At 73.4% G+C, this 24,867-nt stretch carries 20 protein-coding genes, 1 tRNA gene and 1 riboswitch; of the genes, 20 read left to right on the top strand and 1 reads right to left on the bottom strand.

The window, feature by feature from the left end; genetic code table 11:
* Positions 1 to 320 precede the first annotated feature (320 nt).
* The 4 genes from ileS to ndk all read left to right on the top strand — a co-directional run bounded on the left by ileS (position 321) and on the right by ndk (position 6,018).
* On the top strand, positions 321 to 3,680 hold the full coding sequence (gene ileS, locus AVL61_RS02455; protein ID WP_082696908.1) for an isoleucine--tRNA ligase: 3,360 nt from the start codon (positions 321 to 323) through the stop codon (positions 3,678 to 3,680).
* Positions 3,677 to 5,050 carry a bifunctional folylpolyglutamate synthase/dihydrofolate synthase gene (locus tag AVL61_RS02450; protein ID WP_058872752.1) on the top strand — a complete coding sequence of 458 codons (1,374 nt, stop codon included), beginning with the start codon at positions 3,677 to 3,679 and terminating at the stop codon, positions 5,048 to 5,050. Before ileS ends, AVL61_RS02450 begins: the two co-directional genes overlap by 4 nt.
* A 73-nt stretch (positions 5,051 to 5,123) precedes the next feature.
* Positions 5,124 to 5,558, top strand: coding sequence for a DUF4233 domain-containing protein (locus tag AVL61_RS02445; RefSeq protein ID WP_082696904.1), 435 nt, complete (start codon positions 5,124 to 5,126; stop codon positions 5,556 to 5,558).
* 43 nt (positions 5,559 to 5,601) lie between these two features.
* The gene (gene ndk, locus AVL61_RS02440) at positions 5,602 to 6,018 is read left to right on the top strand and encodes a nucleoside-diphosphate kinase (RefSeq protein ID WP_058872750.1); all 417 of its coding nucleotides are present in this window, start codon (positions 5,602 to 5,604) and stop codon (positions 6,016 to 6,018) included.
* Positions 6,019 to 6,113: 95 nt separating this feature from the next.
* Here ndk and AVL61_RS02435 read toward each other — a convergent pair whose 3' ends face one another.
* A complete protein-coding gene (locus tag AVL61_RS02435) occupies positions 6,114 to 6,746 on the bottom strand; it encodes a vitamin K epoxide reductase family protein (protein WP_058872749.1) in 633 nt (210 codons plus the stop codon).
* A 492-nt stretch (positions 6,747 to 7,238) separates the two neighbouring features.
* On the opposite strand from AVL61_RS02435, the gene AVL61_RS02430 reads away from it, so the two are divergent.
* The 16 genes from AVL61_RS02430 (at position 7,239) to fdhA (ending at position 24,785) form a co-directional block, all read left to right on the top strand.
* Positions 7,239 to 10,880 (top strand): Rne/Rng family ribonuclease, encoded by a 3,642-nt coding sequence (locus tag AVL61_RS02430; RefSeq protein ID WP_058872748.1) that lies wholly within the window; start codon positions 7,239 to 7,241, stop codon positions 10,878 to 10,880.
* 181 nt (positions 10,881 to 11,061) lie between these two features.
* Complete coding sequence (locus tag AVL61_RS02425) at positions 11,062 to 11,796, top strand: nuclear transport factor 2 family protein (RefSeq protein WP_058872747.1); 735 nt, start codon at positions 11,062 to 11,064, stop codon at positions 11,794 to 11,796.
* 171 nt (positions 11,797 to 11,967) lie between these two features.
* Positions 11,968 to 12,061: riboswitch (TPP riboswitch) on the top strand.
* Positions 12,053 to 12,928: a hydroxyethylthiazole kinase gene (gene thiM, locus AVL61_RS02420; RefSeq protein WP_058872746.1), complete on the top strand. Its 876-nt coding sequence runs from the start codon at positions 12,053 to 12,055 to the stop codon at positions 12,926 to 12,928. Its footprint overlaps the riboswitch before it by 9 nt.
* Complete coding sequence (gene thiE, locus AVL61_RS02415) at positions 12,925 to 13,608, top strand: thiamine phosphate synthase (protein ID WP_058872745.1); 684 nt, start codon at positions 12,925 to 12,927, stop codon at positions 13,606 to 13,608. Before thiM ends, thiE begins: the two co-directional genes overlap by 4 nt.
* A complete protein-coding gene (locus AVL61_RS02410; RefSeq protein ID WP_058872744.1) occupies positions 13,605 to 15,125 on the top strand; it encodes a bifunctional hydroxymethylpyrimidine kinase/phosphomethylpyrimidine kinase in 1,521 nt (506 codons plus the stop codon). Before thiE ends, AVL61_RS02410 begins: the two co-directional genes overlap by 4 nt.
* A 220-nt stretch (positions 15,126 to 15,345) precedes the next feature.
* The gene (rplU, locus tag AVL61_RS02405; protein WP_058872743.1) at positions 15,346 to 15,657 is read left to right on the top strand and encodes a 50S ribosomal protein L21; all 312 of its coding nucleotides are present in this window, start codon (positions 15,346 to 15,348) and stop codon (positions 15,655 to 15,657) included.
* A 60-nt stretch (positions 15,658 to 15,717) separates the two neighbouring features.
* On the top strand, positions 15,718 to 15,975 hold the full coding sequence (gene rpmA / locus AVL61_RS02400) for a 50S ribosomal protein L27 (protein ID WP_017834601.1): 258 nt from the start codon (positions 15,718 to 15,720) through the stop codon (positions 15,973 to 15,975).
* A gap of 154 nt (positions 15,976 to 16,129) precedes the next feature.
* Complete coding sequence (gene obgE / locus AVL61_RS02395; RefSeq protein ID WP_058872742.1) at positions 16,130 to 17,695, top strand: GTPase ObgE; 1,566 nt, start codon at positions 16,130 to 16,132, stop codon at positions 17,693 to 17,695.
* Between the two features lie 111 nt (positions 17,696 to 17,806).
* On the top strand, positions 17,807 to 19,060 hold the full coding sequence (gene proB, locus AVL61_RS02390) for a glutamate 5-kinase (protein WP_082696903.1): 1,254 nt from the start codon (positions 17,807 to 17,809) through the stop codon (positions 19,058 to 19,060).
* Positions 19,057 to 20,415 carry a glutamate-5-semialdehyde dehydrogenase gene (locus tag AVL61_RS02385; RefSeq protein WP_197412618.1) on the top strand — a complete coding sequence of 453 codons (1,359 nt, stop codon included), beginning with the start codon at positions 19,057 to 19,059 and terminating at the stop codon, positions 20,413 to 20,415. The genes proB and AVL61_RS02385 overlap by 4 nt, the downstream gene beginning before the upstream one ends.
* Positions 20,416 to 20,540: 125 nt before the next feature.
* On the top strand, positions 20,541 to 20,789 hold the full coding sequence (locus AVL61_RS02380; protein WP_058872741.1) for a hypothetical protein: 249 nt from the start codon (positions 20,541 to 20,543) through the stop codon (positions 20,787 to 20,789).
* A 19-nt stretch (positions 20,790 to 20,808) separates the two neighbouring features.
* On the top strand, positions 20,809 to 21,531 hold the full coding sequence (gene nadD, locus AVL61_RS02375) for a nicotinate-nucleotide adenylyltransferase (protein WP_408669405.1): 723 nt from the start codon (positions 20,809 to 20,811) through the stop codon (positions 21,529 to 21,531).
* A complete protein-coding gene (locus AVL61_RS02370) occupies positions 21,531 to 22,637 on the top strand; it encodes a hypothetical protein (protein WP_058872740.1) in 1,107 nt (368 codons plus the stop codon). The genes nadD and AVL61_RS02370 overlap by 1 nt, the downstream gene beginning before the upstream one ends.
* 86 nt (positions 22,638 to 22,723) lie before the next feature.
* Complete coding sequence (rsfS, locus tag AVL61_RS02365) at positions 22,724 to 23,128, top strand: ribosome silencing factor (protein ID WP_058872739.1); 405 nt, start codon at positions 22,724 to 22,726, stop codon at positions 23,126 to 23,128.
* Between the two features lie 117 nt (positions 23,129 to 23,245).
* Positions 23,246 to 23,321, top strand: a tRNA-Ala gene (locus AVL61_RS02360).
* 246 nt (positions 23,322 to 23,567) lie between these two features.
* The gene (gene fdhA, locus AVL61_RS02355) at positions 23,568 to 24,785 is read left to right on the top strand and encodes a formaldehyde dehydrogenase, glutathione-independent (RefSeq protein ID WP_058872770.1); all 1,218 of its coding nucleotides are present in this window, start codon (positions 23,568 to 23,570) and stop codon (positions 24,783 to 24,785) included.
* Positions 24,786 to 24,867: the final 82 nt, after the last annotated feature.

The following is a 24,867-nucleotide window of genomic DNA, read 5'->3' as shown; positions in this document are numbered from 1 at the left end:
GCGGCTGTCGGCGACCCGGCGAGCCCGGGTCGCCGACAGCCGCGACCTCGGCGGGCTGCCGGGTGGGTTAAGATGGGGGCAGTCATCGCGGCGTCGATCCGGCCATCACCGGGGAGCCTTCGGAAGAACAGGGCCCCCGGGCCCCCAGTAGAACCGAACGGGTAAGCCCGTCACAGCAGTCACGAGCGGCGGCCCGCGTCCCCCCGGGGACCGGGGCGCAAGCGAGGTGGTACCGCGTTCCGCCCCGGGCGACCGGCCGGCAGCGTCCTTGCACCCTGACCCGCACGAGCAGCACCGACGTCAGAACGAGGATGGACCCCGTGTCAGACCAGCCCGTCTACCCCAAGGCGACCACCGACCCCGAGGCCCGCGGCGTCCCCGCGGCGCCCGCGTTCCCCGCCGTCGAGGAGCGCGTCCTGGCCTACTGGGCGCAGGACCGCACGTTCCAGGCCAGCGTGGACCAGCGCGATCCCGGCCGGGACGGCGCCAACGAGTTCGTGTTCTACGACGGCCCGCCCTTCGCCAACGGCCTGCCGCACTACGGCCACCTCCTCACGGGCTACGTCAAGGACCTCGTGGCCCGGTACCAGACCCAGCAGGGGCGCCGGGTGGAGCGCCGCTTCGGCTGGGACACCCACGGCCTGCCCGCCGAGCTGGAGGCGATGAAGCAGCTCGGGATGGCGGACAAACAGGAGATCGAGCGGATGGGCGTCGCGGCGTTCAACGACGCCTGCCGGTCCTCCGTGATGAAGTACGCCTCCGAGTGGCAGGACTACGTCACCCGCCAGGCTCGCTGGGTCGACTTCGACAACGACTACAAGACCCTCAACCCGGACTACATGGAGTCCGTGATCGCGGCGTTCAAGGCGCTCGACGACAAGGGCCTCGTCTACTCCGGCTACCGCGTCCTGCCGTACTGCTGGAAGGACGAGACCCCGCTGTCCAACCACGAGCTGCGGATGGACGACGACGTCTACCAGGACCGCCAGGACCAGACGGTCACCGTCACGTTCCCGGTGCTCGACGACGCCTCGTGGGCGGTCCGGCCCGAGCTGGCCGCCGAGCTCGCCGGGGTCGAGGCCCTCGCCTGGACCACCACCCCCTGGACGCTGCCCACCAACCAGGCGATCGCCGTGGGCCCCGGGATCGTCTACGCCGTGGTCCCCGGCGCGGGGGAGCTCGCGGGCCGGCGCTTCCTGGTCGCCGAGGAGCTGCTGGGCGCCTACGCCAAGGACCTCGGCTACGGGGACGCCGAGGACCCGGCCGCGGCCGCGGCCGCCGCAGTGACCGCCCGGCACCCCGGCGCGGACCTCGAGGGGCTGCGCTACCAGCGGCTGTGGGACTACTTCGCCGACGCCGAGCGCTTCGGCACGGGCACGTCCTGGCAGTTCGTCGTGGCCGACTACGTCACCACGACCGACGGCACCGGGCTGGTGCACCAGGCGCCCGCCTACGGCGAGGACGACCAGAACGTCTGCGCCCGCTACGACATCCCCGTGGTGCTCTCCCTCGACGAGTCGGGGGTGTTCTACCGGCTCTTCGAGGACGAGCGGCTCGCCCCGGGCGCGCCCCTGGCCGGGATCGCCGGGCGCAACGTCTTCGACAAGGACGTGGCGCGCACGGTGATCCGGGACCTCAGGGCACAGGACCGGCTGGTCCGGCAGGCCACCTACGAGCACCCGTACCCGCACTGCTGGCGCTGCCGCAATCCGCTCATCTACCGGGCCGTGTCCTCCTGGTTCGTGGAGGTCACCCGGATCAAGGAGCGGATGGTCGAGCTCAACCAGCAGATCCACTGGATCCCGGAGAACGTCAAGGACGGCCAGTTCGGCAAGTGGCTGGAGAACGCCCGCGACTGGTCGATCTCCCGCAACCGCTACTGGGGCTCGCCCATCCCGGTCTGGGAGTCCGACGACCCCGAGCACCCGCGCCGCGACGTCTACGGCTCCCTCGCCGAGCTGGAGGCCGACTTCGGCCGGCTGCCGGTCAACGACCGGGGCGAGGTCGACCTGCACCGGCCGTGGATCGACGAGCTGACCCGCCCGAACCCCGACGACCCGACCGGCCGCGCCACGATGCGGCGCGTGCCCGAGGTGCTGGACGTGTGGTTCGACTCCGGGTCGATGCCGTACGCGCAGGTGCACTACCCGATGGAGAACCGGGAGTGGTTCGAGACCCACAACCCCGGCGACTTCATCGTGGAGTACATCGGCCAGACCCGGGGCTGGTTCTACACGCTGCACATCCTGGCCACGGCGCTGTTCGACCGGCCCGCGTTCCGCAACGTCATCAGCCACGGGATCGTGCTGGGCTCCGACGGGCAGAAGATGTCGAAGTCCCTGCGCAACTACCCGGACGTCAACGAGGTCCTGGACCGGGACGGCGCCGACGCGATGCGCTGGTTCCTGATGTCCAGCCCCATCCTGCGCGGCGGGAACCTGGTCGTGACCGAGCAGGGCATCCGGGACGGCGTGCGCCAGATGATGCTGCCGCTGTGGAACGTGTACCACTTCTTCGGCCTCTACACGAACGCCGCGAACGGCGGCGCCGGCTACGAGGCACGGACCCGCCACGAGTCCGGGAACGTGATGGACCGCTTCGTGCTCGCCGCCACCGGCCGGCTCGTGACGGACGTGCAGGACGCCTTCGACCGCTACGACGTCTCAGGCGCCGCGGAGCACCTGCGCTCCTACATGGACACGCTGACCAACTGGTACGTGCGCCGCTCCCGGGACCGGTTCTTCGACGAGGACACCGTCGCCTTCGACGTGCTGTACACGTGCCTGGAGACGGTCTGCCGGGTGGCAGCCCCGCTGCTGCCGCTGGTCGCCGAGGAGATCTGGCGCGGGCTGACCGCCGGGCGCTCGGTGCACCTGACCGACTGGCCGGACGCCTCGCTGTTCCCGGCCGAGGCCGGCCTGGTGGCGCGCATGGAGACGACCCGCACCATCTGCTCCAACGGCTCCGCCCTGCGCAAGGCCCACCAGCTGCGCGTGCGCCAGCCGCTGGCCGGGATGACCGTGGTGGTGCCCGGGGGCGACGAGCTCGCCGGCACCTTCGAGCGCATCGTCGCGGACGAGCTGAACCTGAAGTCCGTGACCCTGCTGGACGCCGCCGAGGCCTCCGCGGAGCAGTTCGGCATCTCCCAGCAGCTCAAGGTGAACGCCCGCGCCGCGGGCCCGCGCCTGGGCAAGGGCGTGCAGGCCGTGATCAAGGCCGCCAAGGCGGGGGACTGGTCCACCGCGGAGGACGGCACCGTCACCGCCGGCGGGGTGGCGCTGCAGGAGGGCGAGTACGAGCTCGAGACCGTCGTGGCCCAGGACGCGGCCGCCGGCTCGCGCGCCGTGGCCGTCCTGCCCGGCGGCGGGTTCCTCGTCCTCGACACCGAGCTCACCCCCGAGCTCGAGGCCGAGGGCACGGCCCGGGACATGGTCCGGGCGATCCAGCAGGCCCGCAAGGACGCCGCTCTCCAGGTCTCCGACCGGATCCGCACGGTCGTGACCGCGGACGAGCGGACGGTCGCCGCGCTCGAGGCCAATCGCGGGCTCGTGGCGGGCGAGACGCTCTCCGCGGAGCTCGAGCTGCGCGTGGGCGAGCCGTCCGTGGCGGTGACCGTCGTGGGGACTGCGGCCGGGCGCCCGGCCGGCACCGCTGTCGACGCCGGGGCGGTGCAGGCGTGAGCGCCCCGTTCGCGGAGACCGGCGGCGCGGAGACGGTCGAGGAGGTCTACGCCCGGCTGCTCGAGCGCGCCCCCGAGAACCGGATGGCCCCGCGCCTGGACGCGATGCGCCGGACCATGGAGGTCCTCGGCGAGCCGCAGCGCGCCGCCCCGGTGATCCACCTGACCGGCACCAACGGCAAGACCTCGACCGCCCGGATGATCGAGGCCCTGCTGCTCGCCCACGACCTGCGGGTGGGCCGCTACACGAGCCCCCACCTCTCCCGGGTCACCGAGCGGATCAGCGTGGACGGCGCGCCCGTCGACGACGCGACGTTCGTGCGCGTGTACGGCGAGATCGCCCCGTACCTCGGCTTCGTGGACGCCGAGCTGGCCGAGCGGGGCGAGCCCCGGCTCAGCTACTTCGAGACCGTCACGGCGCTCGCGTTCGCGGTCTTCGCGGACGCGCCGGTCGACGTCGTCGTCCTCGAGGTGGGCATCGGCGGCTCCTGGGACGCCACGAACGTGGCCGACGCCGTGGTCTCCGTGGTCACGCCCGTCGACCTCGACCACACCGACATGCTCGGCGACACGCTCGCCGAGATCGCCGCCGAGAAGGCCGGGATCCTCAAGCCGGGCGGGTTCCTCGTCTCCGCCGCCCAGGACCCGGAGGCCGCCGAGGTGCTGCTCGCCCGGGCCCGGGAGCTCGGGATCCCGTTCCGGTTCGGCGGCGTCGAGTTCGGCGTGGAGTCCCGCGCCACGGCCGTGGGCGGGCAGGTGCTCGACCTGCAGGGCCTGGCCGGACGGTACCCCGAGGTCCTGCTGCCGCTGTTCGGCGCGCACCAGGCGGAGAACGCCGCGCTGGCCGTCGCCGCCGTGGAGGCCTTCCTGGGCGGCGGGGACAAGGAGCTCAGCCCCGAGCTGGTCCGCACCGGACTCGGCGCCGTCGAGTCCCCGGGGCGGCTGGAGCTGGCCCGCAAGGCGCCCCCGGTGGTGCTCGACGCCGCGCACAACCCGCACGGGCTCACGGCCGCGGCGGCCGCCCTCAAGGAGGCCTTCACGTTCGGGAAGCTCAATCTCGTGGTGGGGGTGCTCCAGGAGAAGGACGCCGAGGCGATGCTGCGGGTCCTGCTGGACGAGTACGAGGAGTTCCACACCGAGTTCTGGTTCACCCGGTCCTCCTCGCCGCGGGCGGTCGACCCGCAGGAGCTCGTGGAGCTCGCCGTGGACCTCGGCTTCCCGGAGGACGTGGTCCACGCCGTGCCCCAGCTCGACGACGCGATGACCGAGGCCGTCCAGGACGCCGCCGCCCGCCCGGAGTTCGACGGCGCCGTGCTGGTCACGGGCTCGATCACCGTGGTCGGCGAGGCCCGCACGCTGCTGGGGCTGTGACGGTGCGCCGCGCCCCGAGCCACCCCCGCCCCCCGCACCACTCGCAGGAGAGGACCCGTTCCCCGTGGCACGCATGAGCAGAGCCCAGCGCGGCACGCCCTCCGGGCAGCCCGGGCGGCGGCGCTCGATCCGCACGATGTTCGCCTCCTCCGTGCTGGTCATGGAGGCGTTCATCGCGTTCTTCGCCGCCCTCACCGCCTACGGAGTGCTCGGCCGCGAGCTCGGGGACGGGGCGCGCGTGGCGGTCCTGGCGGGCGGGACCGCGCTCGCCCTGGTCCTGGGGCTGGCCCCCGCCGTGCTGGGCCGTCCCTGGGGGTACACCGTCGGGTGGGTCCTGCAGGGGGTGCTCCTGGCCACGGGTCTCGTGCTCCCCACGATGTTCTTCGTGGGCGGGCTGTCGGTGCTCGCCTGGTGGTACGCCGTGCGCACCGGGGCGCGGCTGGACCGGGAGAACGCCGCCCGCGACGCCGCCCAGGCGCAGTGGGAGCGGGAGCACCCGGACGGCTAGGCTGAGCACCGACATCCCGGATACCCACCTCGGAAGGACTCCCATGACCACGGAACGCACCCTCGTCCTCGTCAAGCCCGACGGCGTGGCCCGCGGCCTCACCGGCGAGGTGCTCGCCCGGATCGAGGCGAAGGGCTATCGCCTCGTGGAGCTGCGGCTGCTGCACGCGGAGCGCTCGGTGCTCGAGCAGCACTACGCGGAGCACCGCGGAAAGCCGTTCTACGAGCCACTCGTCGAGTTCATGCTGAGCGGCCCGGTCGTGGCAGCCGTCGTCGAGGGCCACCGGGTGATCGAGGGCTTCCGCTCCCTGGCCGGGACCACCGAGCCGACCACCGCCGCGCCGGGCACCATCCGTGGGGACCTCGGCCGGGACTGGGGCGGAAAGGTCCAGCAGAACCTCGTGCACGGCTCCGACTCCCCGGAGTCGGCCGAGCGCGAGATCGGCATCTGGTTCGCCTGATCCCGGTCCCACCGACGACGACGGCCTCCGCCCGGACCGGGCGGAGGCCGTCGTCGTCCGGGCCGGGGCCGGCGGGGTCCTGTCTCAGGCCGGTCTCAGGCCGGGAAGATGACCCCGGCGAAGCGCACGAGCACCGTCCCGAAGATCAGCACCAGCAGGGCCGCGGAGACGAACCACGCCCACGGTTCGGCGGCGCGCGCCAGAGCGGCGGGCGCCGGCAGCACCCCGGCGCGCAGGTTGCGGGCCGTGGTCTGCACCACCAGGACGGTCTGCATCACCCACACGAGCATGCAGTACAGGCACAGGGCGTTGATCTCGAACGTGGTCTGCCACCACAGCCACAGCACGAAGACCCAGCCGAGGGTCACCCCGAGCTGCAGGCCCCACCAGTACCAGGCGGCGAACCGGGCGCCGGCCAGCACCGCGAGCGCCACGGCCACGACCACCGCGTAGGCCACGATGCCGATGAAGGGGTTGGGGAAGCCGAACGCCTCGGCCTGCGGCGTGCGCATGACGGTGCCGCAGGACAGCCACGAGTTGATGTCGCAGCTGGTGCGGTGCCCGGCGTCCAGGAAGAGCTGGAGCCGCTCGTACACCAGGGTGGCGGCGCCGTAGAAGCCCAGGACCGCGGTCACGAGCGCCACGAGGCCCCAGCGCCGGTCGGCGCGGGGGTCGTGGCCGGGAGGTGCGGCGGGGGAGTCGTCGAGAGCGGACGGAGTGGAGGTCACACGCCGATCCTAGGCGATGCCTCCTCCGGCCCTCCCGGTCCCCGGCGGGAGGAACCCGGGAGGACCCGGGGAGGATGCCGGGCACGTGGCGGGAGGTCGCAACAGGACCGCGGGACGAGCGCGGGAGGGTTGCGGGCCGTGACAGGACCAATCCGGCCCGGACCGGGACGTCTGTGAGATACTGGCCACGGTCGAGCCCGCCCGTACGCGGGATCTCGGCCCAGTCGGACTTCGACCCCAGGTCGGCAGGACCCGCGGCTCTCATCGGATTGAGCGCGTCCGCCGCCGGCTCAAGACCGTTGCCCTCGTGAGCAGCGGCTCGAAGCCCCGGACTGGCTCGTTGCCGTCCCCGCCCGTTCGCGAGGTGTGCGGGACGCGACGGGTACGCACAGGACTTCTGGCCGCCGCGTGGACCCCCACCGGCGATACGCCGACCAAGCCGCCGCGGGGACCGGGTACGGACGGCGTACCGCGGCAGGAGCACAGCTGTATATGGATGCCGAACAGGAGAACCAGGTCGGGGCGCAGGACGCCCTGGACGCTGGTCAGCAGAACACATCGCACGACGCGCCCCGGGACCTCCCGGTAGCGGAGGAAGTGGTGCAGGACCCCGCCCCCGAGGCCCCGGCCGACGCGCCGGGCACCGGGTCGGACCCTGATCCCGTCACGGAGCCGGGCATTGAGCGGGCCGCCGCGTCGGTCGTGGAGCCGGCCGCAGAGACAGACACCGAGCCGGTCGCCGATCCGGACCCTGAGCCGACCACGGAGCCGGGTACTGAGCCGATCCCCGTGTCGATCGTGGAGCCGGGCACTGAGCCGGTTGCCGCGTCGGTCGCAGAGACAGGCACCGAGCCGGTCGCCGATCCGGACCCCGAGCCGGTCGTGGAGCCGGACAGGGGCGCGGCCGCCGGGACCGACACCCTCGACGTCGCGCCGGGGACCGCTGTTCCCGGCGACGAGCGACCCGGTGCGGTGGCCGAGGAGGCCGCCGCGCCCGGGCACCCCGCACCGGGCACGCCGGGTGCCGAGGAGGCTGCCGAAGGCGTCGAGCCCGCCGGTGAGGCGGAGGACCTGGGCACCGGGACGGACGCCCCGGTCGAGGACCCGACGAGCGGTCGCGGCCAGGGGCGGGACACCGACGCCGTGGGAGCCGGGAACGGGGCCACCGACGACCGGAACGCCGGCAACGGGAATGCCGACGCCGAGGGTGCCGGAAACGGGGCCACCGACGACCGGAACACCGGCAACGGGAATGCCGACGCCGAGGGTGCCGGGAACGGGGCCAACGACGACCGGAACGCCGGCAACGAGAATGCCGACGCCGGCAACGGGACCACCGACGACGAGAACACCGGCGACCGGAATGCCGACGCCGAGGGCACCGAGGACGACGAGGGCACCGACGGCGACGAGCCGCGCACGGCGCTGTCCGCCGCCGTGACGGCGACCTCGCTGATGTTCCACGCCCCGGACCTCGACGAGCTGCGCGAGGCCGCTCAGCAGCGCGCGGCCCGCCGCCGCGAGGCGCGGCGCCGCCAGCAGGAGGAGAACGCCTCCGCCGAGGACCCGGGCGACGGGCCCGAGGAGCCGGACACGGCCGAGCTCGCCGACGAGGGCGAGGAGGCCGGACAGGGCTCGGGCGGGGGCACCACCAGCCGCCGGCGCCGTCGCCGCCGCCGCGGCGAGGTCGACATGGAGCTCGTGGGCGGCAGCGACGACGACCCGCCCAACACCGTGACGCGGGTCCGGGCGCCGCGCGCCGCGGACTCCGCCACGGTCGACGAGGTCGTGGCCGTGAAGGGCTCCACGCGGCTCGAGGCCAAGAAGCAGCGCCGGCGCGAGTCCCGCCAGACCGGCCGCCGCCGCCAGGTGATCACCGAGGCGGAGTTCCTGGCCCGCCGCGAGTCCGTCGAGCGGCAGATGCTGGTGCGGCAGAAGGACAACCGGATCCAGATCGGCGTCCTCGAGGACGGCGTCCTGGCCGAGCACTTCGTCTCGCACACCCAGCAGGACTCCCTGATCGGCAACGTCTACGTGGGCAAGGTGCAGAACGTGCTGCCGTCCATGGAGGCCGCGTTCATCGACATCGGCCGCGGCCGCAACGCCGTGCTGTACGCCGGCGAGGTCAACTGGGACGCATCGCGGCTCGAGGGCGGGCCCCGCCGGATCGAGGTCGCGCTGAAGTCCGGGGACTCGGTCCTCGTGCAGGTGACCAAGGACCCGGTCGGGCACAAGGGCGCGCGGCTCACGAGCCAGATCTCCCTGCCCGGCCGGTACCTGGTCTACGTCCCGGGCGGGTCGATGACCGGGATCTCCCGGAAGCTGCCCGACGTCGAGCGTGCCCGGCTGAAGAAGATCCTCAAGGACCGGCTGCCGGACGGGGCGGGAGTCATCGTGCGCACCGCGGCCGAGGGGGCCTCCGAGCAGGAGCTCACCCACGACATCAACCGGTTGCGCGCCCAGTGGGAGCAGATCCAGGAGCGGTCCGGCTCGACGAAGACGCTGCCGCCCGAGATGCTCTACGCGGAACCTGACCTGACGATCAAGACCGTCCGCGACGTCTTCAACGAGGACTTCACCACCATGGTCGTCCAGGGCGACGAGGCGTGGGACAACATCGAGGCGTACGTGACCTACGTCGCGCCGGACCTGCTCGACCGGCTCCAGAAGTGGGACGAGGACGAGGACCTGTTCGTGAACTACCGCGTGGAGGAACAGATCCAGAAGGCACTCGAGCGCAAGGTCTTCCTGCCGTCGGGCGGCTCGCTCGTGATCGACCGGACCGAGGCGATGACGGTGGTCGACGTGAACACCGGCAAGTTCACCGGCTCCGGCGGCAACCTCGAGGAGACCGTCACCAAGAACAACCTGGAGGCGGCCGAGGAGATCGTCCGGCAGCTGCGGCTGCGGGACATCGGCGGGATCATCGTGATCGACTTCATCGACATGGTGCTCGAGTCCAACCGGGACCTCGTGCTGCGCCGGCTGGTGGAGTGCCTCGGCCGGGACCGCACCAAGCACCAGGTGGCGGAGGTGACCTCGCTGGGGCTCGTGCAGATGACGCGCAAGCGCATGGGCACCGGCCTGCTCGAGGTGTTCTCCGAGCCGTGCGAGCACTGCGCCGGTCGCGGCGTGGTGGTCCACGACCACCCGCTCGAGGGCCGCTCCGGCGGCGCCACGGGCGAGTCGCGCGACCAGCGGCCCAACCGGACGGAGCGCAAGCGCGGCCGCGGGGGCCGGGGCGAGCAGCAGCCGGCCCGGACGGAGCAGCGCTCCGCCGAGCCGGATCCCGCGGAGAAGGCCAAGGCCGAGGCCGCGCGGACGGCGTTCGCGACCATCGCCGCGGCCACCCACCACGAGGAGGCCGTCGCGGAGGAGCCGGCCCGTGCCGAGGAGACCGCCCCGCCGGCGGAGTCCCGGCCCGAGGGCTCGGGGCGCTCCCGGAAGAAGCGGCGCGGCAAGCGCAGCCGCAACCGCGGCCAGGGCGCGGACACCGCCGCCGAGCAGCAGCCGGGCATGGGGGAGGAGCCCGCCGCGTCCGCACCCGAGCAGGTCTCCGCCGAGGAGACGCCGGCCGGGCAGGGCTCCCGCCTGACGATCAAGGGCGAGGTCATCGAGCTGCCGCAGGGCCACACCCCCGCGGAGGAGCCCGCCGAGGCCCGGCCGCTGAGCCTGGACTCCCTCGCGGAGGCCTTCGAGCACCCCGCGCCGGACGCGGCCTCCGCTCCGCGGGAGCCGGCCGGAACGACGGGCGCCGCTGCGCAGAACACGGCCGCGCAGAACACGGCCGCGCGGGACACCGCCACGGAGGACGCCCGGGCGGGGACCGCCGGGCAGCGGAGCGCGGGGCGCGCGGGCACGGCGCCGCAGGCTCCCGCCCCGGAGCAGCCGCGGGCGGACGCCGAGCCGGCGCGCCCCCGCCGGCGCTCCCGGCGGGCCTCGGCACCGGAGGCCCGCCCGGGCGAGGCCGAGGTGACCGCCGGGCAGGCGGCCACCGCGGAGGGCGCCCGGCACGAGGCCAAGGCCGTCGCCCAGCGCTCCCCGGAGGAGACCTCGGGCCGCGCGCCGACCGTCGTCGGCGTGGGGGTCAAGGCGGAGGACCTCACCAGCGGCCGGCCCGCCGAGCGCGGCTGAGCCGCCCCCGCGAGCAGCACGACGGAGGACCCCGACCGGAGCGGTCGGGGTCCTCCGTCGTCGTGCGCTCCGCCTCCCTGTCGGGCCGGGCACGGCGCGAGTAGCGTGGTGGCACGACACGCGGGCCGGCCGACCGGGCCGATCCGTCGGATCCCCGGCCCGCAGCCCCGAGGGGACAGCCATGAACAGCAAGCAGATCGTCCTCACCGCCGGCCGCGAGCTCTTCGGCGAGCGGGACGCCTCGGCCATCGACCGGCACTGGGCCCCGGACTACCGGCAGCACTCCGCGCTCGGGGCCGACGGCCCGGACGGCCTCCGCGCGGCGCTCTGGCAGCTGCCGGAGGACTTCCGCATCGACGTCCTGCGGGTGCTCGAGGACGGCGACATGGTCGCGGTCCACTGCGTCTACCACGGGTTCGGACCCGACCCCACGGCAGCGGTGGACGTGTTTCGCGTGGCGGAGGGAAAGATCGCCGAGCACTGGGACGCCATGGCGCCCCTGCCCGGCGGTTCCGCCGGGACGCACCGGATCGACGGACCACGGCAGATCACCGGGCGCGAGCGCACCGGCACGAACAAGGCAGCGGTGACCGAGTGGGTGCAGGAGCGGCTCATCGGCGCCGACCGGGACGCCCTCGAGGAGCTGGCCCGCGACCCGCGCTACGTGGAGCACGGCCCCGGCCCGGACGACCGGCTCGCCCGGCGCACCCTGCACCGGGTGCTCGGCGAGGGCGACCTCGTCCTCACCGTCACCGAGGCCCTGCTCGGTCCCGGCGAGGGAGGCGCCGAGCCCGGCGACCGCGTCCCGGCCGCCTGCTACGACCTGTGGCGGGTCTCGGACGGCCGGATCCTCGAGCACTGGGAGGTCTGCCAGCCCGTCCCGGAGCGGATGCCGCACGGCAACGGCTTCTTCTGAGCGTCAGGACGTCCCCACGAGCCCGATGGTGCCGGGCCGTGGGGAGCCGATCACCGGCGTGCCCCTCCGCCCGGACGGCAGCCCCCGAGGGCAGGGCGGCGGACGAAACCCGAGCGCCGCGGCTGGGGCCCTCCGGCGTCCCGGCGCACCTTCTGCGACTAGACTGGCAGGACACCTGACACGGGGTGCCGCGCGAGCGGCTGAGAACACACCCGTCGAACCTGATCTAGCCAGTACTAGCGAAGGGATGTCGCAGATGCGCGATGCCGTACCCACGTCCGCCGGAACACCGGGAGCCGTCCGGCCGGTACCACCGGATCCCGTGCTCGCCGAGGACGCCGCCGCGGCCCTGGAGGACCTGCGCTCCGCGGCGCCGCTGGTGCAGTGCATCACCAACGCCGTGGTCACCAACTTCACGGCCAACGCGCTGCTCGCCGTGGGCGCGTCCCCGGCGATGACCGACATCCAGGGCGAGGGCGGGGTCTTCGCGGAGCTCGCGGACGGCCTGCTCGTCAACACCGGCACGCCCACCGCCGAGCAGCGCGGCGCCGCCTACGAGGCCGTCGGGGCCCGGCACCGCGCCGGCCGGGCGTGGGTCCTCGACCCCGTGGCGGTGGGCGCCCTGCCCGTGCGCACCGCGCTGGCCCGCGACCTGCTCGAGTTCCGGCCCGCGATCGTGCGCGGCAACGCCTCCGAGGTCATGGCTCTCGCCGGCGGCACCGGCGGGCGGGGCACGGACGCCACGCACGGCGTCGAGGCCGCCCGTGACGCCACCACCGCGCTCGCCGAACGGGCCGGCTCGGCGGTGGCCGTGTCCGGGCCCGTGGACCTCGTGCGCTCCCCGGACGGCACCGTCGTCCGCGTCCCGCACGGCACGCCGCTGCTGACCCGCATCACCGGCGGGGGCTGCGCCCTGGGCGCCCTCATGGCCGCATTCACCGCCGTGCGCACGGACCCCGGCGCGGCGGCCGTGGCCGCCACCACGGTGTACACCCTCGCCGCCGAGGACGCGGCCGCCGACGCCTCCGGCCCCGGGTCCTTCGCCGTGGCCCTGCTGGACCGCCTGTACGCCGTGACGCCGGAGCAGGTCGCCGCCCGGGCGGATCTGGTGCGCGAGGAGGTGACCCGGTGAGCCCGCGCCTCGATCCCGCGGCCCTGGCCCTGCACCTCGTGACGGACACCGCCCTCAGCGCGCCCCGGCCGGTCCCGGACGTCGTGGCCGCCGCCGTGCGCGGGGGCGCCACCATGGTCCAGGTCCGCGCGAAGGACGCCCCGGTCCGTGATCTCGTCGCCCTGCTGACGGCCGTCGCCGAGCGCGTGGGCCGGCAGGTCCCCGTGCTCGTGGACGACCGCGCGGACGTGTACCTCGCCGCCCGCGCGGCCGGCGCCCCCGTGGCCGGGGTGCACGTCGGGCAGACGGACCTGCCCGTGGCGCTCGCCCGGCGGATCTGCGGCCCCGACGCCGTGCTGGGCCTCAGCGCGGCCACGGCCGAGGAGCTCGACACCGCCTCCGCGCTGCCCGCCGGCACGGTCGACTACCTGGGCGTCGGGGCGGTGCGGGCGACGCGCACCAAGCCCGACCACCCCGAGCCGCTGGGCGTCGAGGGCTTCGCCCGCGCGGCGGCGCGCACCTCCCTGCCCTGCCTGGCCATCGGCGGGGTGCAGGCCGAGGACGCCGCCGCCCTGCGCGCCGCGGGCGCCGCCGGGCTGGCCGTGGTCTCCGGGATCTGCGCCGCTCCCGACCCCGCGGCCGCCGCCGCTCGCTACGTGCGCGCCTTCGGCGCGGCGACCGCCGAGGAGGTGGCCCCGTGAGCGCACGCGTGCCCCGCGTCCTGGCCGTCGCCGGCACCGACCCCACGGGCGGGGCCGGCCAGCACGCGGACCTCAAGTCGATCGCCGCGATGGGCGGCTACGGGATGAGCGCCGTCACCGCCGTCGTCGTGCAGAACACCGTGGGCGTGCGCGCCATCCACGTCCCGCCGGTCGAGTTCCTCACCGCCCAGCTCGAGGCGGTCGCCGAGGACGTCGAGATCGACGCCGTCAAGATCGGGATGCTCGGCTCCGTGCCGGTCATCGAGGCCGTCACCCGGTGGCTCGGAGCCCACCGGCCCCCGGCCGTGGTCCTGGACCCCGTCATGGTCGCGACCTCCGGGGGGCGCCTGCTCGAGCCCGACGCCGAGGACGCCCTGCGCTCGATGCTGGGCCTCGCCGACCTGATCACCCCGAACCTGCAGGAGCTCGCCGTGCTGGCAGGCGAGAACACGGCGTCGTCGTGGGACGAGGCCCTCGCGCAGGGCCACCGCGTGGCCCGCGCCCACGGGACCCTGGTGCTCGTCAAGGGCGGGCACCTCACCGGGGACCGGACCCCGGACGCCCTCGTGGGCCCGGACGCCCCGGAGCCCCTCGTGGCGTTCGACGGCGTCCGGGTGCCCACCGAGAACTCGCACGGCACCGGGTGCTCCCTCTCCTCGGCCCTGGCCACCCTCCAGGCCCGGCACGGGGACTGGCCCCGGAGCCTGCGGATCGCCCGGGACTGGCTGCGCGGGGCCCTCGAGACCTCCGGGGAGCTCTCCGTCGGCCACGGGAGCGGCCCCGTCCACCACTTCCACCACGTCCAGCACGCCCTCGAGACCTGGGGCACCGTGCCGGAGCGGTTCAGCGACGAGCTGTGGGAGGCCTCCGCGGCCGTGCGGCGGGAGATCGAGGAGCTCGAGTTCGTGCGCCGCCTCGGGGACGGGCGGCTCGAGCCGGACCGCTTCCTCACCTACCTCGACCAGGACCTGCAGTACCTCGACGGCTACAGCAGGGCGCTCGCCCTGCTGGCGGCACGGGCGCCCGACGAGGAGCAGCGGCTGTTCTTCGCGGCCGGCGCCGTGTCCTGCACCGAGACCGAGGCGCAGCTGCACCGGGCCCGGCTGCAGCACGCCGGGGACGGCGGCGCGCGGGACGAGCCGGCGGAGGTGACACGGCGGTACACCACCTTCCTGCTCGCGGCCACCGCCGCGGAGCCCTACCCCGTGGGCCTCGCGGCCGTGCTCCCGTGCTACTGGGTGTACGCGGACGTGGGACGCCACCTGGGCGAGCTCGCCGCGGCCGGCGGGCCCGGCGAGCACCCCTACGCCGACTGGCTCGCCACGTACGCGGACGAGGGGTTCCAGGAGGCCACCCGCACGGCACGGCGGCTGCTCGACGACGCCGCCCGGGCGGCCCCGGCGGAGGTCCGGGAGCGGATGCGGGAGGTGTTCCTGGAGGCCTGCGCGCTCGAGCGGGACTTCTTCGCCGCGCCGGGGACGGGGCGCCGGTTGGCGGGCATTGACCGGATCGAGTAGTCTTGATCTTCGGTGCCATGCCGGTGCGCGCGTGTAAAAACTCGACACCCCACCTGGCGGCACATGCGGGTGCAGTTCCTGAATTGCGGCGAACCTGCGCTGACCTCGGCCTAGTCCCACGGGCCGGTCACCGACAGCTCGTCTCAACGTCGTTGGTCCTGACAGGTATGCGCTCGACCCACACTGTTTACACATGACGTCGAGAGAAGTGAGTTCCCAAGTGGTGTACGCGATTGTCCGCGCTGGCGGCCGCCAGGAAAAGGTTTCCGTCGGAGACCTCGTTACCCTTGACCGCGTCGCCGGCGGAGCAGGCAGCACCATCGAGCTCCCTGCCCTGCTGCTGGTCGACGGGGACAAGATCACCTCGGATGCCCCGACCCTGGCGAACGTCAAGGTCACGGCCGAGATCGTCGAGAACCTCCGCGGTCCCAAGATCTCCATCCAGAAGTTCAAGAACAAGACCGGCTACAAGAAGCGCCAGGGCTTCCGTGCCGAGCTGACCACCGTGAAGGTGACCGGCATCGACGCCTGATCGGCCCGGTTCCCCTCCAGACTCCATCAGCCAGTAAAGACCCGAAGGTAGGCACACCTCATGGCACACAAGAAGGGCGCGAGCTCCACTCGCAACGGTCGCGACTCCAACGCGCAGTACCTCGGCGTGAAGCGCTTCGGCGGCCAGACCGTCAACGCCGGCGAGATCCTCGTCCGGCAGCGCGGCACGCACTTCCACCCCGGCCTGAACGTCGGCCGCGGCGGCGACGACACCCTGTTCGCCCTGGCCGCCGGCCAGGTCGAGTTCGGCACCCGCCGGGGCCGCAAGGTCGTCAACATCCAGGCTGCCGCGGAGTAGTCGGAAGGACCGGCCCTGCCGGTCCCGGTGCGGGTCCCCACCCGCGCCGCCCATTGTTTGTGCTGTAGAGGGTGGGTGCGTCCAGCGCCCGCCCTCTACAGTTTTAACGTGGCCCGTTCGCGGGCCCGCCCGTTCTTGACCAGAGGAGTTCCCCGTGGCCAGTTTCGTCGACCGCGTCGTCCTGCACGTCTCCGGCGGCTCCGGGGGGCACGGCTGCGTGTCCATCCGCCGGGAGAAGTTCAAGCCGCTCGGCGGGCCGGACGGGGGCAACGGGGGAGACGGCGGCAGCGTGATCCTGCGCGTCGACGGCCAGACCACCACGCTGCTCAACTACCACCACGCGCCCCACCAGTCCGCGCCCAACGGCGGCCCCGGCAAGGGCGACCTCCGGCACGGGCACAAGGGCGAGGACCTCGTCCTGTCCGTCCCCGACGGGACCGTGGTGAAGGACCAGGACGGCAACGTCCTGGCCGACCTGGTGGGGCAGGGCTCCGAGTTCGTGGCCGCGCCGGGCGGGCAGGGCGGGCTGGGCAACGCCGCGCTGGCCTCGGTCAAGCGCAAGGCCCCGGGCTTCGCGCTCCTCGGCACGCCGGGCTCGGCCCGCGACGTGGTCCTGGAGCTCAAGTCCATCGCCGACATCGCCCTGGTCGGCTATCCCTCCGCCGGCAAGTCCAGCCTCGTCGCCGCCATCAGCGCCGCCCGCCCCAAGATCGCGGACTACCCCTTCACCACGCTCGTCCCGAACCTCGGCGTGGTGCAGGCGGGGGACGTGCGCTACACGGTGGCCGACGTCCCGGGGCTGATCCCCGGCGCCTCCGAGGGCAAGGGACTGGGCCTGGAGTTCCTCCGCCACGTCGAGCGCTGCGCCGCGCTCGTGCACGTCCTCGACTGCGCGACCCTCGAGCCCGGCCGGGACCCGGTCTCCGACCTCGAGACGATCGAGCGGGAGCTCGCCGGCTACGCCGTCGACGGCGACCTCGACGGCGGGCAGGCGGTGCCCCTCAACGACCGTCCCCGCCTCGTGGTGCTGAACAAGATCGACGTCCCCGAGGCCAGGGAGCTCGCCGAGTTCGTGCGCCCCGAGCTCGAGTCCCGCGGCTACCGCGTGTTCGAGATCTCCACCGCCTCCCACGAGGGGCTGCGACCGCTGACCTTCGCCATGGGCGAGGTCGTGCAGCAGGCCCGGGCGGCGCGACCCGCTCCGGCGGAGGCGCCGAGGGTCGTGCTGCGCCCGAAGGGCGTGCGCGGGCCCGAGTTCACCATCAGCCGCGAGGAGCGCAACCTCGAGCCGCTGTGGCACGTGCGCGGCGACAAGCCCGACCGCTGGATCCTGCAGACGGACTTCAACAACGAGGAGGCCGTCGGCTACCTCGCCGACCGGCTCGCGAAGCTCGGCGTCGAGTCGGAGCTGTTCAAGCAGGGCGCCCGGCCCGGCGACGCCGTGCTCATCGGACCCGAGGACGACGGCGTGGTCTTCGACTGGGAGCCCACGATGGTCGGCGGCGCCGAGCTGCTCGCCGGGCCCCGCGGCACCGACCTGCGCTTCGCGGACATCGACCGCCCCACCCGCGAGCAGAAGCGCCAGCAGTACCAGGACCGCAAGGACGCCAAGGCCGCCGCCCGCGCCGAGCTCGAGGCCGAGCGCACCGCCGGGGTGTGGACCGAGTCGGTCGACGCCCGGCGCGGCGAGGCCCCGGACGGCCCCGGCACCGACGACTGACCGCACCCGCGGGACCGGGACGGCGTGCCCGGCCCCGTCCCCGACCGCAGCACCCGACGAACGACTGACCGACACACCGACGACGCCCACCGGACGAGGGAGACGCCCAGGATGAACGAGCAGACGAACGAGATCGACGTCGAGCAGCTCGAGGAGGTCGCGGAGAAGTCCGCGGTCCAGCTCAGCAGCGAGAACCGTGGCAAGAACCGGCGCAGCCCCATCGAGCGCCGCGAGGACATCCCGCGCGCCCACCGCGTGGTGGTCAAGGTCGGCTCGTCCTCGCTGACGTCCATCGAGAGCTCGATCGACGAGCAGGCCGTGCGGATGATCGTGGACGCCCTCGGGGAGACCAAGGCCCGCGGCATCGAGCTCGTGTTCGTGTCCTCGGGCGCGATCACGGCGGGCCTGGCGCCCCTGGGGCTGTCCCGGCGGCCCAAGAACCTGGCGGGCAAGCAGGCCGCCGCCGCCGTGGGCCAGGGACTGCTGATGGGCCGCTACATCGAGTCCTTCGCCCGCTTCGGCGTCACCGTGGGCCAGGTGCTGGTCACCGCGGAGGACCTGATGCGCCGCAGCCACTACAAGAACACCCACCGCCAGATCGAGCGGCTCCTCGACTTCGGGGTGCTGCCCATCGTCAACGAGAACGACGCCGTCTCCAGCCAGGAGATCAAGTTCGGCGACAACGACCGGATCGCCGCCCTGATCGCCCACCTCATCAAGGCGGACGTCCTGCTGCTGCTCTCCGACGTCGACGCGCTCTACACCATGGACCCCCGCAAGGGCGGCGAGCGGATCCCGGTGGTCAACGACCCCATCAAGGACCTCGAGGGCGTGCAGATCGGCTCGGTGGGAGCCGCCGGGGTGGGCTCGGGCGGCATGGTGACCAAGGTCCAGGCCGCGCGCATCGCGGCGGCCTCGGGCATCCCGGCGCTCGTCACGTCGGCGCAGAACATCACCCGCGCCCTGGACGGCGAGGACGTCGGCACCTGGTTCGCGACCTCCGGCGGGCGGCGCAACGTCCGGCTGCTGTGGCTGGCCCACCTCGCGGACATCAAGGGCTCCCTGACCCTGGACCCGGGCGCCGTCGAGGCGATCCGCGACCGCAACTCCCTGCTGGCCGCCGGGGTCACGGGCGTGTCCGGCACCTTCGAGGCGGGGGAGCCCGTCTCGCTGCGGGACCCGGCGGGCAAGGAGATCGCGCACGGGCTGAGCAACTACTCCTCGGACGAGATCCCGCCGATGCTCGGCAAGTCCACCTCCGTGCTGGCCGACGAGCTCGGGGACGACTACAGCCGGGAGCTCGTGCACGTGGACAACCTGGTGGTCCTGCGCGCACGCGGCGCACGGACTAAACTGAAGAAATGACTTCCGCCGCACACGATTCCGTGACCACCGACGAAGCCACCCGCACGACCGACAAGGCGGTCGTGTCCGACCACGGCGTCATCGCCACCTTCGGGGAGGACCCCGTCGCCGGCGTGGCCGCCATGGCCGACGACGCCCGTGATTCCGCCCGCGTGCTCGGCCGCGCCACCCGGGCCTGGAAGGACCGGGCGCTGCTCGCCATCGCGGACCGCATCGAGCGCAAGCAGGACGTGATCCTCGCCGCGAACGCCAAGGACCTCGAGCGCGGCCGCGTGAACGGGACCTCCACGGCCCTCCTCGACCGGCTCAAGCTGGACGCCGGGCGGATCACCGCCCTGGCCGAGAGCCTGCGCGAGCTGGCCGCCCTGCCCGACCCCGTGGGCGGGTTCGTCCGCGGCTCCACCCTGCCCAACGGCCTGCGGATGCGCCAGGTGCGCGTGCCGATGGGCGTGGTCGGCGCCATCTACGAGGCCCGCCCCAACGTCACCGTGGACATCGCCGGCATCGCCCTGAAGTCCGGCAACGCGGTGCTCCTGCGCGGCGGCTCGGCCGCGGAGGAGAGCAACCGGGCCCTCGTGGGCATCATCCGGGACTCCCTCGCCGACGTGAAGCTTCCCGTGGACTGCGTCCAGAGCGTCGACGAGTACGGCCGCGAGGGCGCGAACGCGCTCATGGCCGCCCGCGGCAAGGTCGACGTCCTCATCCCGCGCGGCGGGCACGGGCTGATCCAGTCCGTCGTCCAGAACGCCAAGGTCCCCGTCATCGAGACCGGAGAGGGCAACGTCCACCTCTTCGTCGACCACTCGGCGTCGAAGGACATGGCCGTGGACGTGGTGGTCAACTCCAAGACCCACCGCACGAGCACGTGCAACACCACGGAGACCCTCCTGCTGCACAGCGGCTTCGAGCACGGCGCCGCCGTGCTCGCGGCCCTGGACCGGGCCGGCGTCACGCTGCACGTCGACGAGCGGGCCGAGGCCATGCTCCCCGCCGGCAGCCACCACCTGCGCGCCACCGAGGAGGACTGGGGCACCGAGTACCTGTCCATGGACCTGGCCGTGAAGGTGGTCGACTCCCTGGACGAGGCGCTCCAGCACATCGACCGGTGGTCCACCCGGCACACCGAGGCGATCGTGACCAACGACCTCGCGGACGCCGAGCGGTTCGTCGCCGAGATCGACGCCGCCGCGGTCATGGTCAACGCCTCCACCCGGTTCACCGACGGCGGCCAGCTGGGCCTCGGCGCCGAGATCGGCATCTCCACCCAGAAGATGCACGCGCGCGGTCCCATGGGCCTGGAGGAGCTGACCACCACGAAGTGGATCGTCCAGGGCGACGGGCACACCCGCGCCTGAGTCCCGCACGCGGCGGGCCCGCCGCGGATTCAGTACGATGAGAACCGCCCGGGCCCGCCGACGTCGGCGGCACGGACCGCCCACCGACCACCCCCGCCGCCACGCCGGCGTCAGAAGGGATCCCCATGCTCCAGAACACCGTCATCACCGTCCTCGCCGCCGCGGAGGGCGGGCACGCCGCCGCCGAGCCCGGCGTGCCCGCGTGGGTCTGGGGCGTCTCCGTCTTCATCGTGCTGATCGGTCTCATGGTGGTGACGCTGTCCTACGCCAACCGGGGCCTCAGCCCCGAGGCCGGCCAGCACGAGGACCCGGCCGACCTGCCCGCGGACGAGCGCGCGATGCTCGACGAGTACGCCGCCAAGCGCCACGCCTGAGCCGGGGAATCCCACCGTCGTGACGACCGCTTCGCAGGACACCGCCGCCCGGACCCGGGGCCTGCCCCTGACGGGCACGGCCGTGCCGCCCCGGACGCCGGGGCGCACCAGGCTCGGCGTCATGGGCGGGACGTTCGACCCCATCCACCACGGCCACCTCGTGGCCGCGTCCGAGGTGGCGGGGGAGTTCGATCTCGACGAGGTCGTGTTCGTCCCCACCGGGCACCCCTGGCAGAAGGCGGCGGGGGCGGTGAGCCCCGCGGAGCACCGCTACCTCATGACGGTGATCGCCACGGCCTCCAACCCGCGGTTCACCGTCAGCCGCGTGGACATCGAGCGCGACGGTCCCACGTTCACGGTGGACACCCTGCGGGACCTGAAGCGTCAGCGGCCGGAGGCGGACCTGTTCTTCATCACGGGCGCGGACGTCATGGCGGAGATCCTGACCTGGAAGGGTGCGGAGGAGCTCTGGCAGCTGGCCCACTTCGTCGGCGTGACCCGGCCGGGTCACGACCTCGCCGCGCCCGTCGGGTCCAGCGGCGTCAATCTGCTCGAGGTGCCCGCGATGGCCATCTCGTCCACGGACTGCCGCGCCCGCGTGGCCGAGCACAAGCCCGTCTGGTACCTCGTGCCCGACGGCGTGGTGCAGTACATCAACAAGTACGGGCTCTACCTCGGCGCCGAGGACGGGGCGACGACGGACCATGTCGGCGTCCGCGGCACCGCGGCGAAGGCGCCCTGATGGCCGGCGAGGACCCCCAGCGGGACGACCCCGAGCAGCCGGCCGACCTGGCCGTGGGCGCGCCCGAGTCGGCGGACGGCCCCACTACGGGCACGCCCACGGCGACCTCCGGGGCGGCTCCCGTCGTCGATCTCGGCGAGGACGCCGTGCGGGACGACCCGGAGAAGGCGGACGGCCCGGCCGTCGGCACGACAGAGCCGGCCGACCCGGCCGTGGGCACGCCGGGGCCGGCGGACGGCACCGCGGTGCGCACGCCGCCGGTGCCCTCCGGGCCGGCCCCGGTCATCGATCTGGGCGAGGACGCCGTGCCGGTCCGCCCCGTGAAGCCCCTCGGGCCGCGGCGGCTGGCCCGGCTGCAGCGCGAGCTCGCGGAGCGCGCGCGGGAGCTCGAGGAGACCGGCGGCCCCGCGGACCCGGAGCTGCTGGAGAAGCAGCGCCGGTTCGCGGAGCTCGCCGCACAGGCGGAGGCCGCCCAGACGGGTTCCGGCACGGGTGTGGTTCCCCAGCAGCCGGTCGCCCCGGCGGCTCCCTCCGCGCCGCTCTCCCCGGCGCCGCCGGAGGACCGGCAGGAGCCGCTCGAACAGATCACCGTCGTGTTCCCCGATGGCGGTCCGGACGGCCCGGACGGGCACGTGTCCCACGACCCCGTGCACGTCGACCCGTCCCTGTTCAGCAACCGGCTCGCGCCGGAGGACCTGGCCGCGCTCACGCACATCGAGATCGTCGCGCCCGAGGACGCCGGGCACCACGGCTCCCACGCCGCCACGGCGGCCGCTCCCGCCCAGCACGTGCCCTCCGCTGCCGCCGAGACCTCGCCGGGAGCCGGGCCGGTTCCCGCCGCCGAGGACGGCCCGCAGGGCAGCGCCGAGGACCCATCCGGGGCTCCGCCGGTGCCGGCCGACCCGTCCGAGCCGGCGCCGGCGTCCGCGGCGTCGTGGTCCGAGGAGGACCCACCGGCCCCGCCGGTGCCGGCCGGCACCGCCGAGGGGCTCGAGCTGCTCGAGCGGCGGGAGTACCGGCGCCGCACGGGCGCCGCCTGGTGGGTCCTGCTGCTGCTGGCAGTGCTCGCGGCCCTCGTCGTCGTGCTCGTGCTCTTCGTGCTCTGAGCACACCACCTGCTGTCCTGCTCCACTCGTCCACTCCATCCGTCCCCGTGGGACGGAACCTCCGGTTCGCCGGGAAAGGATCCTTCTTGACTGTCAACGACTTCTCCCTCTCCATCCTCCGCGTCGCGGCCGCCGCGGCCGACGCCAAGCAGGCCCACGACATCGTGGCCCTCGACGTCAGCGAGGCGCTGGGCATCACCGACGCGTTCCTGGTCGCGTCCGCCTCCAACGAGCGGCTCGTCAACGCCGTGGTCGACGAGATCGAGGAGAAGCTGGTCGAGCAGCTCCAGCTGCGCCCGATCCGCCGCGAGGGTCGCTCCGAGGGTCGCTGGGTGCTCCTGGACTACGGCGACGTGGTGATCCACGTCCAGCACGACGAGGACCGCGCGTTCTACGCCCTCGAGCGGCTGTGGCGGGACAGCCCCGTGGTGGACCTCGGCACCGCCACGGGCCAGGCCGCGCCGGCGCCCGCTGCCGACGATTTGCCTTGATCCTGATCGGCTGTCTACTATGAATGCGTTGCCCAGCGAGGTGCTGGATCAACCGGGAAAGGGTGACCGACAAGGACACCGTCCAGGTTGTGATAGTGTCTCTCGAGGCAACGACCTGGGGCTGTGGCGCAGCTGGTAGCGCATTTGCATGGCATGCAAAGGGTCAGGGGTTCGAGTCCCCTCAGCTCCACCAGGACGAAAGAGCCCGTTCCGCGACACGCGGGGCGGGCTCTTTCGCATTCCGTTTCGCCTGCTCCCATCCCTTCCGCTCGTTGACGCGTCCTGTTAGCGTCAGCACCACCGGCGGCCGTTCTCCGTGACCTGGATCACAGCGAGCTCAGGGTCACATCGTGACGGGTCCCCGTCGGGAACGAGGGCTTCCGCGGTGGTGCTCTACCGGGAACGCCCGTGACGGACATCCACCACGGAAGAGGTCATGATGGCAGGCAACAGAGCGGTCGCCTACAAGGGTCCCGGCAAGGTCGAGGTCATCGACACCGAATACCCCGAGTTCGAGCTCAAGGACGCCCCGGGGATCAACACGGCCAACATCGGCCGGAAGGTCCCGCACGGGGTCATCCTCCGGACCGTGAGCACGAACATCTGCGGCTCGGACCAGCACATGGTGCGCGGGCGCACCACGGCCCCGACGGACCTCGTCCTCGGCCACGAGATCACGGGCGAGGTCGTCGAGTGCGGGCCGGACGTCGAGTTCATCAAGGTCGGGGACATCGTCTCCGTCCCCTTCAACATCTCCTGCGGGCGGTGCCGCAACTGCAAGGAGCGCAAGACCGGCATCTGCCTCAACGTGAACCCGGACCGGCCGGGCTCCGCCTACGGCTACGTGGACATGGGCGGCTGGGTCGGCGGGCAGGCCGAGTACGTGCTGGTGCCCTACGCGGACTGGAACCTGCTGAAGTTCCCGGACCGGGACCAGGCCCTGGAGAAGATCATGGACCTGACCATGCTCTCCGACATCCTGCCCACGGGCTACCACGGCGTGGTCACGGCCGGGGTGGGCGTCGGCTCCACGGTCTACATCGCCGGCGCCGGACCGGTGGGCCTGGCCGCGGCGGCCGCGGCCCACCTGCTGGGGGCCGCGGTGGTGATCGTGGGGGACATGAACGAGCAGCGACTGGCCCAGGCGCGCAGCTTCGGCTGCGAGACCGTGGACGTCTCGAAGGGCTCGCCCGCCGAGCAGATCGAGCAGATCCTCGGCGTCCCGGAGGTCGACTGCGGCGTGGACGCCGTCGGCTTCGAGGCCAGGGGGCACGGCAAGGACGCCTCCCACGAGGCTCCGGCCACCGTGCTGAACTCCCTCATGGACATCACCGCCGCGGGCGGAGCGCTGGGCATCCCCGGCCTCTACGTGACCGGTGATCCGGGCGCGGTGGACGAGGCGGCGAAGAAGGGCTCCCTGTCGATCAGCCTCGGCACGGGGTGGGCGAAGTCCCTGGCCTTCACCACCGGACAGTGCCCGGTGATGAAGTACAACCGACAGCTGATGATGGCGATCCTGCACGACAAGATCCAGATCGCCAAGGCCGTCAACGCCAAGGCCATCCCGCTGGAGGAGGCGCCGCAGGGCTACGCCGAGTTCGACGCCGGGGCCGCCACGAAGTACGTGCTGAACCCGAACGGCTACATCAAGAACTGACGCCGGGGCCGCCACGAAGTACGTGCTGAACCCGAACGGCTACATCAAGAACTGACCGGCAGGACCCCGGCGCCCGTGGGGC

This window comes from Kocuria rosea subsp. polaris (assembly GCF_001483755.1).
Lineage (GTDB): Bacteria > Actinomycetota > Actinomycetes > Actinomycetales > Micrococcaceae > Kocuria > Kocuria cellulosilytica.
The sequence above is the reverse complement of the archived record's forward strand: the minus strand, read 5'-3'. Positions and strand labels throughout refer to the sequence as shown.

Bases quoted from the DNA above. Each gene is read 5' to 3' on its own strand.
- AVL61_RS02445 (WP_082696904.1), top strand. From the start codon at position 5,124: ATGAGCAGAGCCCAGCGCGGCACGCCCTCCGGGCAGCCCGGGCGGCGG.
- ndk (WP_058872750.1), top strand. From the start codon at position 5,602: ATGACCACGGAACGCACCCTCGTCCTCGTCAAGCCCGACGGCGTGGCC.
- AVL61_RS02430 (WP_058872748.1), top strand. From the start codon at position 7,239: ATGGATGCCGAACAGGAGAACCAGGTCGGGGCGCAGGACGCCCTGGAC.
- AVL61_RS02425 (WP_058872747.1), top strand. From the start codon at position 11,062: ATGAACAGCAAGCAGATCGTCCTCACCGCCGGCCGCGAGCTCTTCGGC.
- thiM (WP_058872746.1), top strand. From the start codon at position 12,053: ATGCGCGATGCCGTACCCACGTCCGCCGGAACACCGGGAGCCGTCCGG.
- rpmA (WP_017834601.1), top strand. From the start codon at position 15,718: ATGGCACACAAGAAGGGCGCGAGCTCCACTCGCAACGGTCGCGACTCC.
- proB (WP_082696903.1), top strand. From the start codon at position 17,807: ATGAACGAGCAGACGAACGAGATCGACGTCGAGCAGCTCGAGGAGGTC.
- AVL61_RS02385 (WP_197412618.1), top strand. From the start codon at position 19,057: ATGACTTCCGCCGCACACGATTCCGTGACCACCGACGAAGCCACCCGC.
- AVL61_RS02380 (WP_058872741.1), top strand. From the start codon at position 20,541: ATGCTCCAGAACACCGTCATCACCGTCCTCGCCGCCGCGGAGGGCGGG.
- AVL61_RS02370 (WP_058872740.1), top strand. From the start codon at position 21,531: ATGGCCGGCGAGGACCCCCAGCGGGACGACCCCGAGCAGCCGGCCGAC.
- fdhA (WP_058872770.1), top strand. From the start codon at position 23,568: ATGGCAGGCAACAGAGCGGTCGCCTACAAGGGTCCCGGCAAGGTCGAG.